The 14,693-nt window shown below is 53.4% G+C and carries 15 protein-coding genes; 12 read left to right on the forward strand and 3 right to left on the reverse strand.

From position 1 onward, the window contains the following. The 5 genes from hemA to ACRBCU_RS17115 all read left to right on the forward strand — a co-directional run. Positions 1-911: 5-aminolevulinate synthase (gene hemA, locus ACRBCU_RS17095; protein ID WP_431366606.1), on the forward strand; the 911-nt coding region annotated here is incomplete at its 5' end. 121 nt (positions 912-1,032) lie between these two features. After that, positions 1,033-2,274: a helix-turn-helix domain-containing protein gene (locus tag ACRBCU_RS17100; RefSeq protein ID WP_431366678.1), complete on the forward strand. Its 1,242-nt coding sequence runs from the start codon at positions 1,033-1,035 to the stop codon at positions 2,272-2,274. 85 nt (positions 2,275-2,359) lie between these two features. Continuing rightward, positions 2,360-3,493, forward strand: coding sequence for a flavodoxin-dependent (E)-4-hydroxy-3-methylbut-2-enyl-diphosphate synthase (ispG, locus tag ACRBCU_RS17105; protein ID WP_431366607.1), 1,134 nt, complete (start codon positions 2,360-2,362; stop codon positions 3,491-3,493). Positions 3,494-3,535: 42 nt separating this feature from the next. Beyond that, the gene (locus ACRBCU_RS17110) at positions 3,536-4,696 is read left to right on the forward strand and encodes a DNA cytosine methyltransferase (RefSeq protein WP_431366608.1); all 1,161 of its coding nucleotides are present in this window, start codon (positions 3,536-3,538) and stop codon (positions 4,694-4,696) included. Continuing rightward, positions 4,693-5,232 carry a GIY-YIG nuclease family protein gene (locus ACRBCU_RS17115; protein WP_431366609.1) on the forward strand — a complete coding sequence of 180 codons (540 nt, stop codon included), beginning with the start codon at positions 4,693-4,695 and terminating at the stop codon, positions 5,230-5,232. The genes ACRBCU_RS17110 and ACRBCU_RS17115 overlap by 4 nt, the downstream gene beginning before the upstream one ends. Positions 5,233-5,239: 7 nt before the next feature. Here ACRBCU_RS17115 and ACRBCU_RS17120 read toward each other — a convergent pair whose 3' ends face one another. Then, entirely contained in the window at positions 5,240-5,986 is a 747-nt protein-coding gene (locus ACRBCU_RS17120; RefSeq protein WP_431366610.1) for a DsbA family protein, read from the reverse strand. A 171-nt stretch (positions 5,987-6,157) separates the two neighbouring features. On the opposite strand from ACRBCU_RS17120, the gene ACRBCU_RS17125 reads away from it, so the two are divergent. Further along, positions 6,158-7,309 carry a pyridoxal phosphate-dependent aminotransferase gene (locus ACRBCU_RS17125; protein WP_431366611.1) on the forward strand — a complete coding sequence of 384 codons (1,152 nt, stop codon included), beginning with the start codon at positions 6,158-6,160 and terminating at the stop codon, positions 7,307-7,309. A 32-nt stretch (positions 7,310-7,341) separates the two neighbouring features. On the opposite strand, the gene xth is transcribed toward ACRBCU_RS17125, so the two are convergent. Beyond that, the gene (xth, locus tag ACRBCU_RS17130) at positions 7,342-8,121 is read right to left on the reverse strand and encodes an exodeoxyribonuclease III (RefSeq protein ID WP_431366612.1); all 780 of its coding nucleotides are present in this window, start codon (positions 8,119-8,121) and stop codon (positions 7,342-7,344) included. A 154-nt stretch (positions 8,122-8,275) separates the two neighbouring features. On the opposite strand from xth, the gene ACRBCU_RS17135 reads away from it, so the two are divergent. The 4 genes from ACRBCU_RS17135 (at position 8,276) to ACRBCU_RS17150 (ending at position 11,263) form a co-directional block, all read left to right on the forward strand. Further along, entirely contained in the window at positions 8,276-8,581 is a 306-nt protein-coding gene (locus ACRBCU_RS17135; RefSeq protein ID WP_431366613.1) for a hypothetical protein, read from the forward strand. Positions 8,582-8,843: 262 nt separating this feature from the next. Next, entirely contained in the window at positions 8,844-9,113 is a 270-nt protein-coding gene (locus tag ACRBCU_RS17140) for a hypothetical protein (RefSeq protein ID WP_431366614.1), read from the forward strand. Between the two features lie 61 nt (positions 9,114-9,174). Then, the gene (locus ACRBCU_RS17145; protein ID WP_431366615.1) at positions 9,175-10,275 is read left to right on the forward strand and encodes a DUF6902 family protein; all 1,101 of its coding nucleotides are present in this window, start codon (positions 9,175-9,177) and stop codon (positions 10,273-10,275) included. 1 nt (position 10,276) lies between these two features. Then, positions 10,277-11,263 (forward strand): DMT family transporter, encoded by a 987-nt coding sequence (locus ACRBCU_RS17150; protein WP_431366616.1) that lies wholly within the window; start codon positions 10,277-10,279, stop codon positions 11,261-11,263. 14 nt (positions 11,264-11,277) lie between these two features. Here ACRBCU_RS17150 and ACRBCU_RS17155 read toward each other — a convergent pair whose 3' ends face one another. Further along, the gene (locus ACRBCU_RS17155) at positions 11,278-11,601 is read right to left on the reverse strand and encodes a HesB/IscA family protein (protein WP_431366617.1); all 324 of its coding nucleotides are present in this window, start codon (positions 11,599-11,601) and stop codon (positions 11,278-11,280) included. A gap of 79 nt (positions 11,602-11,680) precedes the next feature. Here ACRBCU_RS17155 and ACRBCU_RS17160 point away from each other — a divergent pair, with 79 nt between their 5' ends. Both ACRBCU_RS17160 and argS read left to right on the forward strand, forming a co-directional pair. Next, positions 11,681-12,817: a deoxyguanosinetriphosphate triphosphohydrolase gene (locus tag ACRBCU_RS17160; RefSeq protein WP_431366618.1), complete on the forward strand. Its 1,137-nt coding sequence runs from the start codon at positions 11,681-11,683 to the stop codon at positions 12,815-12,817. 74 nt (positions 12,818-12,891) lie between these two features. Continuing rightward, positions 12,892-14,625 (forward strand): arginine--tRNA ligase, encoded by a 1,734-nt coding sequence (argS, locus tag ACRBCU_RS17165; protein ID WP_431366619.1) that lies wholly within the window; start codon positions 12,892-12,894, stop codon positions 14,623-14,625. The last annotated feature ends 68 nt before the right edge of the window (positions 14,626-14,693 follow it).

Here is a 14,693-nt window from a genome sequence, read left to right on the forward strand (position 1 = left end):
GCAAAGAAGCGGCGCTTTTGTTCACGTCTGCTTATATCGCAAATGACGCGACTCTTTCGACGTTGCCTAAATTGTTCCCTGGTCTGATCATCTATTCAGATGAGTTGAACCACGCTTCGATGATCGAAGGTGTGCGCCGCAACGGTGGCAACAAACGCATCTTCCGTCACAATGACGTAGAACATTTGCGCGAGCTGCTGGAAGCCGACGATTCGAACGCGCCCAAGCTGATTGCCTTCGAATCGATCTATTCTATGGACGGCGATTTTGGTCCAATCGAAGCAATCTGCGATCTTGCGGATGAATTTGGGGCGCTCACCTACATCGACGAAGTGCACGCAGTGGGCATGTACGGCGCGCGTGGCGCTGGGGTTGCAGAGCGTGATCGCCTGATGCACCGCCTAGATATCATTAACGGAACTTTGGCTAAGGCCTACGGAGTTATGGGCGGCTACATCGCTGCATCCTTTAAGATGTGCGATGCGATCCGCTCTTATGCGCCGGGCTTTATCTTTACGACATCTGTGCCACCCGCAGTTGCGGCGGGCGCTGCGGCCTCTGTTGCGTACTTGAAGCGTACACCAGAGCTGCGTGAGCAGCATCAAACACAGGCAAAAATCCTAAAGCTGCGCCTGAAAGGGCTTGGATTGCCGATCATTGATCACGGCAGCCATATTGTGCCTGTCATGGTTGGCGATCCTGTTCATACGAAAAAGCTGTCAGATATGCTGCTCGATGACTTTGGCATTTACGTGCAACCGATCAACTTCCCGACGGTTCCAAGAGGGACAGAACGTCTGCGCTTTACGCCATCGCCTGTGCATGGTCCGAACGAGATGAACCAGCTGGTTGAAGCCATGGATTCACTTTGGTCTCATTGTGCGCTGAATCGTGCCGAATTAACGGCTTAGCCGTAAGAGTGGTGCAATTTGCGTTGCGCCGTGCTATATAAAGCCCAATAACACCGACCAACGAATCGGACTTGTGGATAAGTTTGGGCAAAGCAGTGGCAATAGGCATGGGGCAGGGCGTATGATCGGGCGCAGAAAATCGCGCAAAACTGAAGATGTTGACGTCGCACCCAAAGGGTTCGACGACTTTGATCTTCGTCTCGGTGATATGATGCGCGGTGAACGTGCGACGCTCGGTAAGTCCTTGCTCGACGTTCAGCGCGAACTCAAGATCAAAGCCTCCTATATCTCTGCCATTGAAAACGCTGATCCAAGTGTATTTGAAACACCGGGTTTTATCGCAGGTTATGTGCGCTCTTACGCGCGATACCTTGGAATGAATCCAGAGCAAGCATTTGAGATTTTCTGCAAAGAAAGCGGTTTCTCTACTGCGCACGGCATGTCCGATGAAGCATCGAGCATCAAGAAATCCCGCGCCGCTGAAATTATTGCTTCCTCGCCTGCGGGCCGCGATCCTTTTGCGCAACCGAGCACGCCGTTTATTCCGACAAACGATGCTTTCCTGTCTCGCGTAGAGCCGGGCGCAGTTGGCTCGACTTTGGTTTTGGTCACTTTGCTTGGTGCAATCGGATTTGGCGGCTGGACCGTCTTGAACGAAGTGCAGCAAGTGCGCGTCGCGCCTGTTGATGAAACGCCAATCGTATTGACCGATTTGGACCCAGTGACGCGCGCAACGGCGCCGCGTGATGATGCGGCTCCGATGAATGCGGGGCTGGCGCGGGTTGATACAGACGGGCTTGACCGCTTGTATCGTCCCAAAGCACTAGACACGCCTGTATTGGTTGCGCGAGATGCGCCAATTTCGATGATCAACCCGATGGACAACGGCGCCTTTGCTGGCACGAGCTTCGGCAGCGAGCCAGCGCAATCCGAGCCGACGCTCCTTGCGGATGGTACGATTCAGGACGCAGTTCAGATTGGGCCGCTCGGTGTTCAGGTTCCTCAGGTGGTTGAGCAAATTCCAGATCAGGTTCAATTGGTTGCCGTACGCCCTGCCTGGGTGCGCGTCAGCGCCGCTGATGGCACGTCCGTTTTTGAGGGTGTGATGGATGCTGGTGATACCTATCCGATCCCAATGACAGAAACTGCTGCGACATTGCGCGTTGGTGAATCCGGTGCGATTTACTTCGCGGTAAACGGTCAGCATTTCGGTCCTGCTGGTCCACGCGGCCAAGTGACGTCGAAGATTGAATTAACCTCGGATTCGCTTTCGGCGAAATATGCCGTTGCAGACATAAGCCAAGACAAAGATCTGGCGCGCGTTGTTGCCGAGGTTCAGGGCCTTCCAGCCGCGACTGAGTAACACGTCACACTCCTATGCATTGCCCCAATCCTATCTGCACCCTATGTAGGGTGTAGCAAAATCTGTGCGCAAAAAGGGAAACCCAATGTCGCTGAACCACGTCCGCCCTTGGAAAAACATCTATCGTCGCACCTCGCGTCAGATCATGGTTGGAAACGTGCCAGTGGGTGGCGATGCCCCGATTGCGGTGCAGACCATGACCAACACAGATACTTCGGATGTGGCTGCGACCATCGCGCAGGTTCAAGCGGCAGCAGAGGCGGGCGCAGACATTGTTCGGGTCTCAACGCCAGATGAATCCTCCACCAGAGCCTTGAAAGAAATTGTGCGCGAAAGCAGCGTTCCGATCGTTGCGGATATTCATTTCCACTACAAACGCGCGATCGAAGCGGCAGAGGCGGGCGCGGCTTGTCTGCGTATCAATCCCGGAAACATTGGGGATGAAAAGCGGGTTAAGGAAGTAATTCAAGCGGCCAAAGATCACGGGTGCTCTATCCGGATCGGCGTGAACGCGGGATCGCTGGAAAAACACTTGCTTGAAAAATATGGCGAACCGTGCCCTGACGCCATGGTTGAAAGCGGCCTCGAACATATCCGCATTCTGGAAGACAATGATTTTCAGGAATACAAAATTAGCTGCAAAGCCTCAGATGTGTTCATGTCAGCAGCAGCCTATCAGAAATTGGCAGAAGCCACGGATGCGCCAATCCACCTTGGCATAACTGAGGCTGGGGGTTTGGTCAGCGGTACAATCAAATCCGCGATTGGCCTAGGCAACCTGCTTTGGATGGGCATTGGTGATACGATCCGGGTTTCGCTTTCGGCCGATCCAGTGGAAGAGGTTAAAGTTGGTTTTGAAATTCTCAAATCCCTTGGGCTGCGTCATCGCGGCGTGAACATCATTTCGTGCCCGTCTTGTGCGCGGCAGGGCTTTGATGTGATCAAAACGGTTGAAGCGCTCGAAAAGCGCCTTGAGCATATCAAAACTCCAATGAGCTTGAGCATTATCGGCTGCGTTGTAAATGGTCCCGGCGAAGCGCTTATGACAGACGTGGGTTTCACTGGCGGCGGTGCGGGCGCGGGCATGGTTTATCTTGCTGGAAAGCAAAGCCATAAGCTCTCTAATGATCAAATGGTCGATCATATCGTCGAGCAAGTTGAAAAGCGCGCAGCGGTCATCGATGCTGAACTGGCAGCAGAGGCGCTTGCGGCAGAGTAGGATGTCGCTCGACAGACTAACCTGCGCAGAGTACCCATAGCTATGGTGTCGTCTTCTACACAAAAGCCAAGATTTGCAGAGTTTTTTTCTGGCGGGGGCATGGTGCATGCCGCCCTTGGAGAGACGTGGAATTGCGCGCTTGCCAATGATATCGACCCGATGAAATGCGCAGTGTATCGCGAGAACTGGGGCAGCGATCACTTGGTTGAAGGGGATATCGCGACTCTTGATCACAACAGGCTGCATCAGCCGCTTGATTTGGTTTGGGCGTCAAGCCCATGTCAGGATTTCAGCCTTGCAGGGCAGGGCAAGGGACTAAAGGGTCTGCGTAGCGGTGTGTTTTATCATTGGATGAAGCAGCTTTCTCACGCTGTGAAGGCAGGATTCGCGCCGCGCATCATTGCCTTTGAAAATGTGACAGGCTTGATGACACGGGCAAGAGGGCGCGATTTCATCCATGTGCTCAATTCCATTTCCGCGCTTGGCTATCGTGTCGGGGCGCTGGAAATTGATGCCCGTCACTTTGTTCCGCAAAGTCGGCCACGACTGTTTGTCATCGCGCTACGCAAGGACATTTCAGGCAAAAACCTGCAAGCGCCTGCGCCCTCCGGAGTGTTTCATACAGAAAAACTTCGCCGCTTTGTTAATGCCGCCTCGCATGAGCTAAAGGGCGATTTTGCGTGGTGGGCCCACACTGCGCCGCCGCAAAGCGCAGTTAGTATGCCAGACATTGTGGATCGCAAACCGGATACCAAATGGTACAGCGATGAGCAGATCGACAAGCTTTTGGACATGATGTCCGACCCAAGCGCCACCCGCATCGCTCAGGCGCGGCGCACAGGGAGGCGCGAAATCGGTATGCTCTACAAACGTGGACGCCCAGATGAAAACGGTAAAATCCGCCAACGCGCCGAGGTGCGCTTTGACGGCATCGCGGGATGCCTCAGAACACCCGCAGGTGGCTCGTCTCGTCAAACGATTGTGTTTGTGAAAGGCAACTCTGTGAAGGCGAGGCTGCTCTCCAGCAAAGAAGCAAGCCGCCTGATGGGGTTGCCTGAAGGCTACAAAATGCCGTCGCATTACAACAGCGCCTATAAGGTGGCAGGCGACGGCGTTGTTGTTCCGATTGTCAGCTATCTGGATCAACAGCTTTTCACACCGATGCTTAAGCAAGCGAGGCAAAACGCTGTGGCGGTCGCATGAGCACAGCTCAGGATTTTCGCAAATCTGCGCTCGCTGAGTTGAGCGATGACATCGGTGTTTACGCGCTGTGCGATTTGGACGGGGTGCCAATCTACGTGGGGCAATCGGTTGATGGCATACGCTCGCGGGTGCGCAGGCATTTGACCTCGGCGCGCTCTGATATCATCGCCAATCGACAGGTGGATGTTTGGGAAATCGCCTATGTTTGGGCATGGCCCGTTGCCGATCGCGCAGAGATTGAACCGCTTGAAGCCGCGTTGTTTCAACGCTTCGATGCGCAAAAACCGCTGATGAATGGGAAGGTCCTGCCAAACCCTGCGTTCCCTGTGAGCGAGCCAAGCAAGCAGTCCGTACAGGTGATTGAAGAACCCGAGCGCCAGCGTCGTTTGCGCCCTGACCAGCGGCTAGAGCGGCAAATCAGGCAATATGGAATTCTTGTCGATTATATCCAAACCGTAAAAAGCGCGCCTCACTTGAAGCGCGCTTTGGATGCTCATTTTGAGCGCCTTGTGAGCTATCACAAAACGTTCCTTTGAGTTGGATCTAGCCGCGCTCTTGCGCGATGATTTGCTGCATTCCATCAAGCGGCACGTAGCCACGCACCAGTTGATCGCCCATCACGAAGGTTGGCGTGCCCCGAATTTGCAGACGCTGCGCCAGTGCGCGGGTTTGGGCAATTTCATGGGTGACCTCGTCGCTGTCGAGATGAGCAATAATCGCATCGCCGTCCAAACCCAGACCATCTGCTAAACGCTTGAAAGCCGCATCGGAGGGCTCACCCGAGAAGGTAATCAACGCGTTGTGTACCGCTTCATAGGCTTCACCACCAGCTATCTGCTTGGTTGCGATCGCAAAGCGCGAAGAGGCAGTCGAAGCATCTCCAAGGATTGGCAGTTCTTTTACGATAAGGCGGATGTTCCCGTCGCTTTTTAACAGTTGTTCAACTTCGGTGTGCGCTTTGCGGCAATACCCGCAACGATAGTCGAGGAATTCAACAACAGTGATATCGCCGTCCGGATTGCCGCCGACCCATGAAAACCCGTCGCTGTGAAGGGCTTCAAGGTTGGTTGCGACCATAGCTTGGTCATCTTTGGTTTGCTGCTCGGCCTGACGTTCTTCCATTTGATTGACCGCTTCGATGATCACTTCTGGATTTTCCATCAAAAACGCACGCACTTCCGCGCGGAACAAATTGCGCTCTTCAGCTGACATCGCATGTAAATCAAGCGCAAAAGCAGGTGCGCTGAGGGCCGCAAAGCAAAGGCTCGTCGTTGCTAAAAGTTGTTTCATCAAAAGCTCTCCCAACTGGATATTCTTATCTTTGTTAAGCACTGACCATATCTTGGTGGCATTGCCAAGGACCAGTATTTTCAGGGAGATCAACAAAGAGCGCTCTAAGCACATTGACTGTGCTTTGAATTCGCGTTGAAACCCTAGTGCAGCACAGAATGGGAGAGGTAGATGCGAAACTCAAGCCGTGGAATGGTCGATCCCTTTATTGTGATGGATGTGATGGAGGCTGCGCGCCGCGCCGAAGCGGCGGGGCGTCACATTATTCATATGGAAGTGGGCCAGCCAGGCACTGCTGCACCAAAGGGAGCGCGCCGCGCGGCGGCAACGGCGCTTGAGCAGGATGCGCTTGGCTATACGGTTGCGCTCGGACTTCCTGCTTTGCGCGCTCGGATCGCGCAGCTTTATGGTGAATGGTATGGCGTTGATCTTGACCCAAACCGCGTGATCGTCACCTCTGGCTCGTCTTCGGCTTTTCTGCTTGCCTTTACGGCGCTCTTTGAGGCTGGCGATCGTGTGGCCATTGGCGCTCCGGGATACCCGAGCTATCGTCAAATTCTTAAAGCGCTCAGCTTGGAGCCTGTCCTTATCGAGGCCCGCCCCGAAAACCGCCTGCAGCCTGTTGCGGATGATTTGAAAGGGCTGAACGCAAAGGGCTTGATGGTCGCATCTCCCGCCAACCCAACGGGAACAATGCTCGATAGATCCGCGATGTCATCACTGATTGATGCCGCGCACGGCGCAGGCGCCAGCTTTATCTCCGATGAAATCTATCACGGCATTGAATATGAGGCCAAAGCGGTAACGGCGTTGGAGCTCACCGATGATGCCTATGTAATCAATTCCTTCTCAAAGTATTTCTCGATGACAGGATATCGTGTGGGCTGGATGGTGGTTCCCGAAGATCACGTCCGTATCATCGAACGTTTGGCGCAAAACATGTTCATTTGCGCACCGCATATCAGCCAAGTCACCGCCTTGGCCGCAATGGATTGCCATGAGGAACTGCAAAGCAACATGGCCGTTTACACCGAGAACCGAAAGCTGATGCTCGAAGAGCTGCCAAAAGCAGGGCTTGATCAATTCGCGCCGCCTGATGGTGGTTTCTATGTCTATGCGGATGTCAGCGCGTTCACCAATGATAGCCGCGCTTTTGCGGCTGAAATCCTCGAAAAAGCAGGGGTTGCCGTTACACCGGGGCTAGATTTTGACGAAAAACGCGGGCACCAAACGCTGCGCCTATCCTATGCACGCAGCACCGCCGATATCAAAGAAGGTCTTTCTCGACTAAACGCCTTTATGGCAGAGCGTGGATCGACGTGATCATAGGCTGAGAGCAAGGCGGGATTTTGCCGTTAGTTATCCAGCTCGACCCACACCGGCACGTGGTCCGAAGGCTTATCCCCAGCGCGCACATGCTTATCAATCTGGCAATCTAGCAAGATATCAGCAACCGCAGGGCTAAGCAGGAAGTGATCAATGCGAATGCCGTCGTCTTTGTTCCATGCTCCTGCTTGGTAGTCCCAAAAGCTGTAATGTTCAGGCCCATGCACGCGCGCGCGGAAGGCTTCGGTAAGGCCAAGATTCACCAAACGACGGAACGCTGCGCGGCTTTCTGGCAGAGCCAGCGCATCACTTTGCCAAACTTCGGGGCGGCGCGCATCTTCGTCTTGAGGGATGATGTTATAATCACCTGCCATTAAAAAAGGCATTTCGCTGGCGAGCAGAGCTTCTGCGCGCCTTTGCAAACGCTCCATCCATGCAAGTTTGTAATCGTATTTTGGGCCGGGAACCGGATTTCCGTTGGGAAGGTAGAGACCGCAAACACGAATGGCTTGCTTGCCTACAACCGTCGCCTCGATCCAGCGGGCTTGCTCATCGCTGTCATCGCCGGGCAGGCCTCGGCTTACGTCTTCCAATGGCAGTTTGGACAGGATCGCAACGCCGTTGAAGGACTTTTGTCCATGTGTTTCAACGTTATACCCCATATCTTCGAAAATCTCGCGTGGGAAGTTTTCGTCAACAGACTTAATCTCTTGTAGCAGGGCGACATCGGGCTGCGCCGACTCGAGCCACATGGGCAGGGCGGCGATGCGCGCTTTTATGCCGTTGATGTTGAATGTGGCAATTTTCATACTCGCGCGCTCCCTTAGATCACCCTAGCTATCCCCCATGCAGCGCAGCCGTGCAAGCGATGGCCTCTGGAAAACGCGGTTTTCCTTTGGATTTTCCCCCGTGCGACCCCTGCAAGAGTGCGCCAAATTGGGGCACGCCATTTATGAGGGTAGTATGCTTAAACTATTCAAGTTCTTTAAAACCGATAAGGGTGAAGCTGAAATTCTGACAATGCGCGCGCGTTACACGATGGCGCTTGATGAAATGAATGCGGTTCTCGCTACTTTGGATGAAATGCCGGTTCTGACGATTGACGCGGCTGCCCGCCGCATCGATATGACTGCGCCTGAACAGTTTTCAGACGAAGCTTTGGCATTGCCAGCCCCTGAGGTCGAAGAAACATCGCAAGAGATTGCCGAGACCTCTGATCAAACAGAAGACGAAACCACAGCAGAAAGCGACGAGAAATCCGCCGCTTGATTCGCCTTTGACGGGAATTTTCAAGGCTTGGTTCGTGAAACACGGATCAAGCCTTTTGCATTTATGGCCTGAATTCGAGGTGGAATTCGGATTTTTTTCGCGTTGGGGACAACTTGGAAAAAGCCAGTTTGTCAATTTATTGCCGCGTTGACCTTATGTGGATAACTTCTCAGGACGACACGCGCAGGATTCATTTTGCTTTTCTGCACACGTTATACGTGCAAGCGTTTTAGACATCGAAACACCCAAAGGGAGAACGACGATGTCTGCACTTCGCAAGACCACACTGACCTTCGAAACACGAGCAACCGATCTGCACAGCGGCGTAGCCACTGAGCTGTTCTCATCTGGCTCTGCGCCGTCCATGCAGAGCGATATGCTTAACGGTGAAGCGGTCGGCGCATTCACGGCTGGCGCATCTTCCAGCTTTGACGGAGCGCACACAGAGCTCTTCACGTCAGGTTCTGCACCATCACGTGACACGACGCAAATGAGCGGCTCTTTGTGTGAATTGTTCACATCAGGTTCGTAACTAAATTCCGGCTACTTTAGTGGCCAGCTGGGGCTGCGCCATCACTTCTTAGGAGACCCTTATGTCCGATAACGTGATACAGTTGTCCCAGCGAAAACCGATAAAAACCAATTCGTTAGGATGTTTGACGCAAAGTTTTTCGACCTCACGCAGACATCAGGAAGACGTGTTCTGGCTGAAAGAGAACGCAGAACTGCTCAATATTTTTGAGTGCACGAATGTGGATCGAGCGGGTTTAGACCTTCAAACCTATGCTACCTTTTATAGCGACTTGCCCGAGCGTCTAAGGTTCTTTCCGCAGTATTATCGTTTCATGCTTTCTTTAGCGCTCGATTTGGAAGCATTGGGCATGACAGGCACGGTCGCGGAGGAGCTTTGCGTGTTTGCGCATCTGTCGGGCTTGGCCAAAGGTGAGCTTTCCGATTTGCAGCGAGGCGAAGCAATGCGTTTGCTTGCGCGGCGCGGCATTCATCTTGAAGACGGCGATGCTCTCACAGAGCGTTTGCATCACTTTATCAATCATAGCGCGACTTTCGCGATCCCTAATCGCAAAGCTGCCTATGAGCTCACACATATCGTTTTTTACCTTTCTGAATATGGCCGCAAAGATCCTGAGATTGGCAAAGCGGCGATTGATAGTCTGATTTTCGCAGGTATCCTTGCCCATATGGAGCAAAATGCCGACATTTTGTCCGAAGTGTGCGTTGCTTTACGTTTCGCCGGGCAGGTTCCTCCCAAGGTGTGGGAGACATGGTTGAAACAGGTAGTTCGTGGGTTTGACCGCTCTGGCGACACTGGCGGCGCGTCTGACCATTATCATGAGTATCTCGTTGCAAATTGGGCCTGTGCTGCGATGGGAGAGGCATCCTTTAACGGCTCGTATTCCCCTAAGGGGCAAAGCTTTTATAGCCCTGTTATGCCACTTGGTGCGATGCGTAGTCTGTCTGAGGCTTTACATGATAGCGCGGCGGCGCGACGTTCTGATTGGGCGGGTATGAAGGGGCAGCTTTTTGATCGCCTGCCGCTGGACGTTGCCGCACATATTGATACCGTCGCTGGGGCTACGCCCAAATTTGATGCGTTCTTCGAGCATTTCGCGCGCGCGGCCCAAATTTCTGCCAAGGCACTGCCAACAAAACCTGATTTTGTAGGAGGCCGTTGAGGTGAAGAACCAGAGATTCCCCAGTTTTTCAGGCAAAACTATCGGCGCTTTCGGAGGGCTGTATTTAGTCCTGATTTATTGCGTTCTTGCGACGGGAGCAGATGCGATCACGCGCACCTTTTCACATGGCTTTGAAGCGCCACAACTCTTTTGTTTTTCTGGCGCAATTGTTGCGGCATTGAGCGCGCTGTCAGTGTTAAGAACGAATTCTACCCGAAAATTCCGCACTCTTAGGCCGCGCACAATGGCGCTAAGATCGCTGTTTTTCATCCTGTGTTCGCTGTTTTACTTCGCTGCATTTCGCGCGCTGCCATTCGCAGAAGTGTTTGTTTTCATTGCTTTCGTTCCGATTTTTGCAGCGCTGCTGAGCTATCCGATCTTGGGGGAGCCAGTGCGGTGGCAAAGCTGGATTGCTTTGATCGCAGGCGCGGGCGGGATGGTTCTGCTGTATCCAGAGGGGCTTGCCGCGTTTACGTGGGCGCATCTTTGCGCGTTCCTTGGCGCGCTCACTGGGGCAACGGCCATGGTTCTGGCGCGTCATATCAGCAAGGATGACAAGAACGCCTTGTTGCAGGTTTTGTATCCAAATATTGCGATCTGCTTGGTTATGGCCTGCATTTTACCGTTTGTTTACAAGCCGATGAGTTTATTGGATGTGTTGATGGTCATCAGCTACGCCAGCCTTTTGTTTCTTGCGCGCTGGGTCTTGGTTCTGGCTTTGTCTCACATGAAAGCCTACGTCGTTACGCTTTTGATCAACTTTCAGTTCGTCATCATGGTGCTTGTTGGCGCGTTGATCTTTGGAGAATCTCCAACGGTGAACTTGATCGCCGGAGCTTTGGTCATAATCTTTGCGGGCGCATATCTGGTGCTTGATGAATGGTTGGCGGATCGTTTTGCTGGCCGCGCTAAGGCCATGTCCAAATTCACCCACTTGGACGAGCGTTTTGTGACACGCCGAAAGCCTCAGAAAGGTCAGATCGCTTAGAGCAACTTGAGAGTTTACATCGAAAAGCTGGTGCCGCAGCCACAAGAACTGGTGGCATTCGGGTTTTCGATGGTGAAGCGTGCGCCAATCAGTTCTTCGGAAAAATCAATCACTGCGTTTTCAAGGAAGGGCAGGGAAACGGAATCTACGACAACTTTCTCGCCAGCTCCTTCCAGGATCAGATCGTCATTGGCTGGCGTATCGAGTTTGATCTCATACTGAAAGCCAGAGCATCCGCCGCCTTCTACGGCAACGCGCAAAGCTTGTCCTTGCTCGGCAGCGCCGATTTCGGAAAGGCGCTCAAACGCGCGCGGCGTAACGGTCGGAGGGATGTTCATTGCTTTAAGTCCGCCTGTTGGCTCTTTGATCTCGCCCCAATATAAGGAGCAGTGGGACAGGCGGCAAGGATGGGACTTCATGCGCGCAACATATTCTTGTGATCCGCAGCAAACGCGCGGGCGATTGGTCGTGGAAGAAGAAAGCGCGCATCGAACGTGTTTTCAGCGCGACCGTGATCGCATCATTCATTCCAGCGCCTTTCGCCGCTTGAAACATAAAACCCAAGTCTTCGTTGAGCATGAGGGCGATTATTTTCGCACGCGGCTGACGCATTCAATCGAAGTTGCCCAAGTTGCGCGCACAATGGCAGGGGCATTGGGCTTGAATGAAGAGCTGACCGAAGCCATCGCTTTGGCGCATGATTTGGGTCACACACCTTTCGGGCATACGGGCGAAGATGCGCTGGACGCTTTAATGACTCCCTACGGCGGGTATGATCACAATGCACAAGCGGTGAAGATTGTGACGTCGTTAGAGCGCCATTACGCCGACTTCGATGGGTTGAATCTGACGTGGGAAACGCTCGAAGGTCTGGCCAAACACAACGGTCCCGTTGTCGGCGAGCTTCCACATGCCTTGGCCGATTATAATGCACGTCACGATTTGGAATTGCACACCCACGCCAGCGCCGAGGCGCAGATCGCGGCACTTTCCGATGATGTTGCTTATAACAATCACGATTTGCACGATGGTCTGCGGGCTGGACTGTTCACTCAGGACGACATTTGTGATTTGCCCATCGTTGGCGAAGCTTTCGCCGAGGTCGATCGCCTTTATCCCGCGCTTGATCCCAGCAGACGCATGCACGAAGCCTTGCGCCGTGTGTTTGGTGTGATGGTCACGGACGTTATCAAAGTCAGCCGCGCCAAACTGGCGGAAAGTGGTGCAAGTTCCGCTCAGGATATTCGCGACCTAGGTTCGCCTGTTGTTATGTTTTCCAGCGGCTTATGGTCTGATCTTAAAGTGATACGTGAGTTTCTTTTTACCCGCATGTACCGCGCGCCTTCCGTCGTTGAAATGCGCACGCAGGTGACGAAAGTCGTCGAGGATCTATTTCCGCTATTTCTGCAAAATAGCGATCTTTTGCCGCCAGAGTGGCAACAAGATGTGCGCAGAGCGCAGGATCAAACCGCGCTCGCGCGCATCGTTGCGGACTACATTTCCGGCATGACAGACCGTTTTGCGCTTCAAGAACATAAGCGCCTTCTTGGCTAAGGCGTTGAATGTCGCGCCATGCGTGATAAGACGCGCGCAAACCTACTAGGGTAAACCTGCAAGGGATGTGTTTGATGAACCTTTTCTCCGATATTCGCGCAGCTGTCATAACGGCGCTTGAAGTTATGCAATCCGAAGGCACGCTGCCCGCAGGACTTGATTTCGCAAACGTCGCGGTTGAGCCGCCACGCGATGCGGCGCATGGTGATATGGCGACCAATGCTGCAATGGTTTTGGCCAAGCCTGCCAAAATGAAACCACGTGATATTGCCGACGCCCTCGCGGCCCATCTGACCGCAGATGCGCGCATCGAAAGCGCCGATGTGGCTGGACCTGGCTTTTTGAACATGCGTCTTTCTGTGTCGCTTTGGCAGGGCGTCGTTGGCGCGGTGCTTGAGCAGGGCAATGCATTCGGCCGTTCTGATATGGGGCAGGGCAAAAAGGTTAACGTGGAATATGTGTCGGCCAACCCGACGGGGCCTTTGCACGTGGGCCACACGCGCGGTGCAGTCTTTGGCGATGCGTTGGCAAGTTTGCTGGATTACGCAGGCTATGACGTCACGCGCGAATATTACATCAATGACGGCGGCGCGCAGGTCGATGTGCTCGCGCGCTCAGTGTATTTACGCTACCTTGAAGCGCATGGCCAAGAGGTTGCGTTTGAGGATGGCACCTATCCTGGTGATTACCTGATCCCTGTTGGCGCAGCGCTGAAAGACAAGGTCGGGGACGCCTATGTCGGCAAGCCAGAAGGTGACTGGTTGATCGAGGTGCGCGAGTTTTCAACGGAAAAGATGATGGACTTGATCCGCTCTGATCTGGCCTCTCTCGGGATTGAAATGGATGTCTTCTATTCAGAGAAATCGCTCTACGGCACTGGCCGGATTGAGGCTGCGATCGACGCTTTGAAGGATAAAGGGTTGATCTATGAGGGGGTGCTTGAACCTCCCAAGGGTAAAAAACCTGAAGACTGGGAGCCAAGGGAGCAAACTCTGTTCAAATCAACAGAGCACGGCGATGATGTTGATCGCCCTGTGCAAAAGTCTGACGGGGCTTGGACCTATTTCGCGCCTGACATTGCTTATCACTATGACAAGGTCACACGTGGCTTTGATATGCTCATAGACATTTTTGGAGCGGATCATGGTGGCTATGTGAAGCGAATGAAGGCCGCTGTGTCTGCATTGTCCGATGGTAAGGTGCCACTTGATATCAAGCTTACTCAATTGGTTAAGCTGTTCAAAAACGGCGAGCCGTTCAAAATGTCCAAACGGGCAGGGACGTTCGTAACGCTGCGCGATGTCGTGGAGCAAGTTGGCCCCGGCGCGACGCGGTTTCACATGCTAACACGTAAAAACGATGCGCCGCTCGATTTTGATTTTGACAAAGTGCTGGAGCAGTCCAAAGACAATCCGGTGTTCTATGTTCAATACGCCAATGCACGGGTGCATTCCGTGCTGCGCAAAGCGCGCGATGCGGGGATCGACCTCGATGCGGCACCTGATTTGACCAAACTCAACCACGACGCCGAGATCTCTGTTGCCAAGAAGCTGGCCGAATGGCCACGCCATGTGGCTTTGGCCGCACGTACCAACGAGCCACATCGCATTGCCTTCTATCTCTATGATTTAGCAAGCGAATTTCATGCTCTATGGAATCGCGGCAACGATCTGCCAGAGCTTAGATTTCTTCAGGACGACTCAGAAGACACATCTGTTGCAAAAATTGCCCTCGCACGTTCCGTGTCGGTTGTGATTTGCGCGGGGCTCGGTATCTTGGGCGTTGAACCGGTTGAAGAAATGCGCTGAATGACATTCCTCATGCCGGACTAGAGTAGTTCGAAAATGATGCTGGCGGCACCGTATCGCCCGCACAT

It is taken from the genome of Planktotalea sp. (assembly GCF_050633725.1).
Classification (GTDB): domain Bacteria; phylum Pseudomonadota; class Alphaproteobacteria; order Rhodobacterales; family Rhodobacteraceae; genus Planktotalea.

Coding starts and splice junctions, on each gene's coding strand:
- ACRBCU_RS17155 (WP_431366617.1), bottom strand. CDS start 11,601: ATGAACATCCCTCCGACCGTTACGCCGCGCGCGTTTGAGCGCCTTTCC.
- ACRBCU_RS17115 (WP_431366609.1), top strand. CDS start 4,693: ATGAGCACAGCTCAGGATTTTCGCAAATCTGCGCTCGCTGAGTTGAGC.
- argS (WP_431366619.1), top strand. CDS start 12,892: ATGAACCTTTTCTCCGATATTCGCGCAGCTGTCATAACGGCGCTTGAA.
- xth (WP_431366612.1), bottom strand. CDS start 8,121: ATGAAAATTGCCACATTCAACATCAACGGCATAAAAGCGCGCATCGCC.
- ACRBCU_RS17110 (WP_431366608.1), top strand. CDS start 3,536: ATGGTGTCGTCTTCTACACAAAAGCCAAGATTTGCAGAGTTTTTTTCT.
- ACRBCU_RS17160 (WP_431366618.1), top strand. CDS start 11,681: ATGCGCGCAACATATTCTTGTGATCCGCAGCAAACGCGCGGGCGATTG.
- ACRBCU_RS17135 (WP_431366613.1), top strand. CDS start 8,276: ATGCTTAAACTATTCAAGTTCTTTAAAACCGATAAGGGTGAAGCTGAA.
- ACRBCU_RS17120 (WP_431366610.1), bottom strand. CDS start 5,986: ATGAAACAACTTTTAGCAACGACGAGCCTTTGCTTTGCGGCCCTCAGC.
- ispG (WP_431366607.1), top strand. CDS start 2,360: ATGTCGCTGAACCACGTCCGCCCTTGGAAAAACATCTATCGTCGCACC.
- ACRBCU_RS17100 (WP_431366678.1), top strand. CDS start 1,033: ATGATCGGGCGCAGAAAATCGCGCAAAACTGAAGATGTTGACGTCGCA.
- ACRBCU_RS17125 (WP_431366611.1), top strand. CDS start 6,158: ATGCGAAACTCAAGCCGTGGAATGGTCGATCCCTTTATTGTGATGGAT.
- ACRBCU_RS17140 (WP_431366614.1), top strand. CDS start 8,844: ATGTCTGCACTTCGCAAGACCACACTGACCTTCGAAACACGAGCAACC.
- ACRBCU_RS17145 (WP_431366615.1), top strand. CDS start 9,175: ATGTCCGATAACGTGATACAGTTGTCCCAGCGAAAACCGATAAAAACC.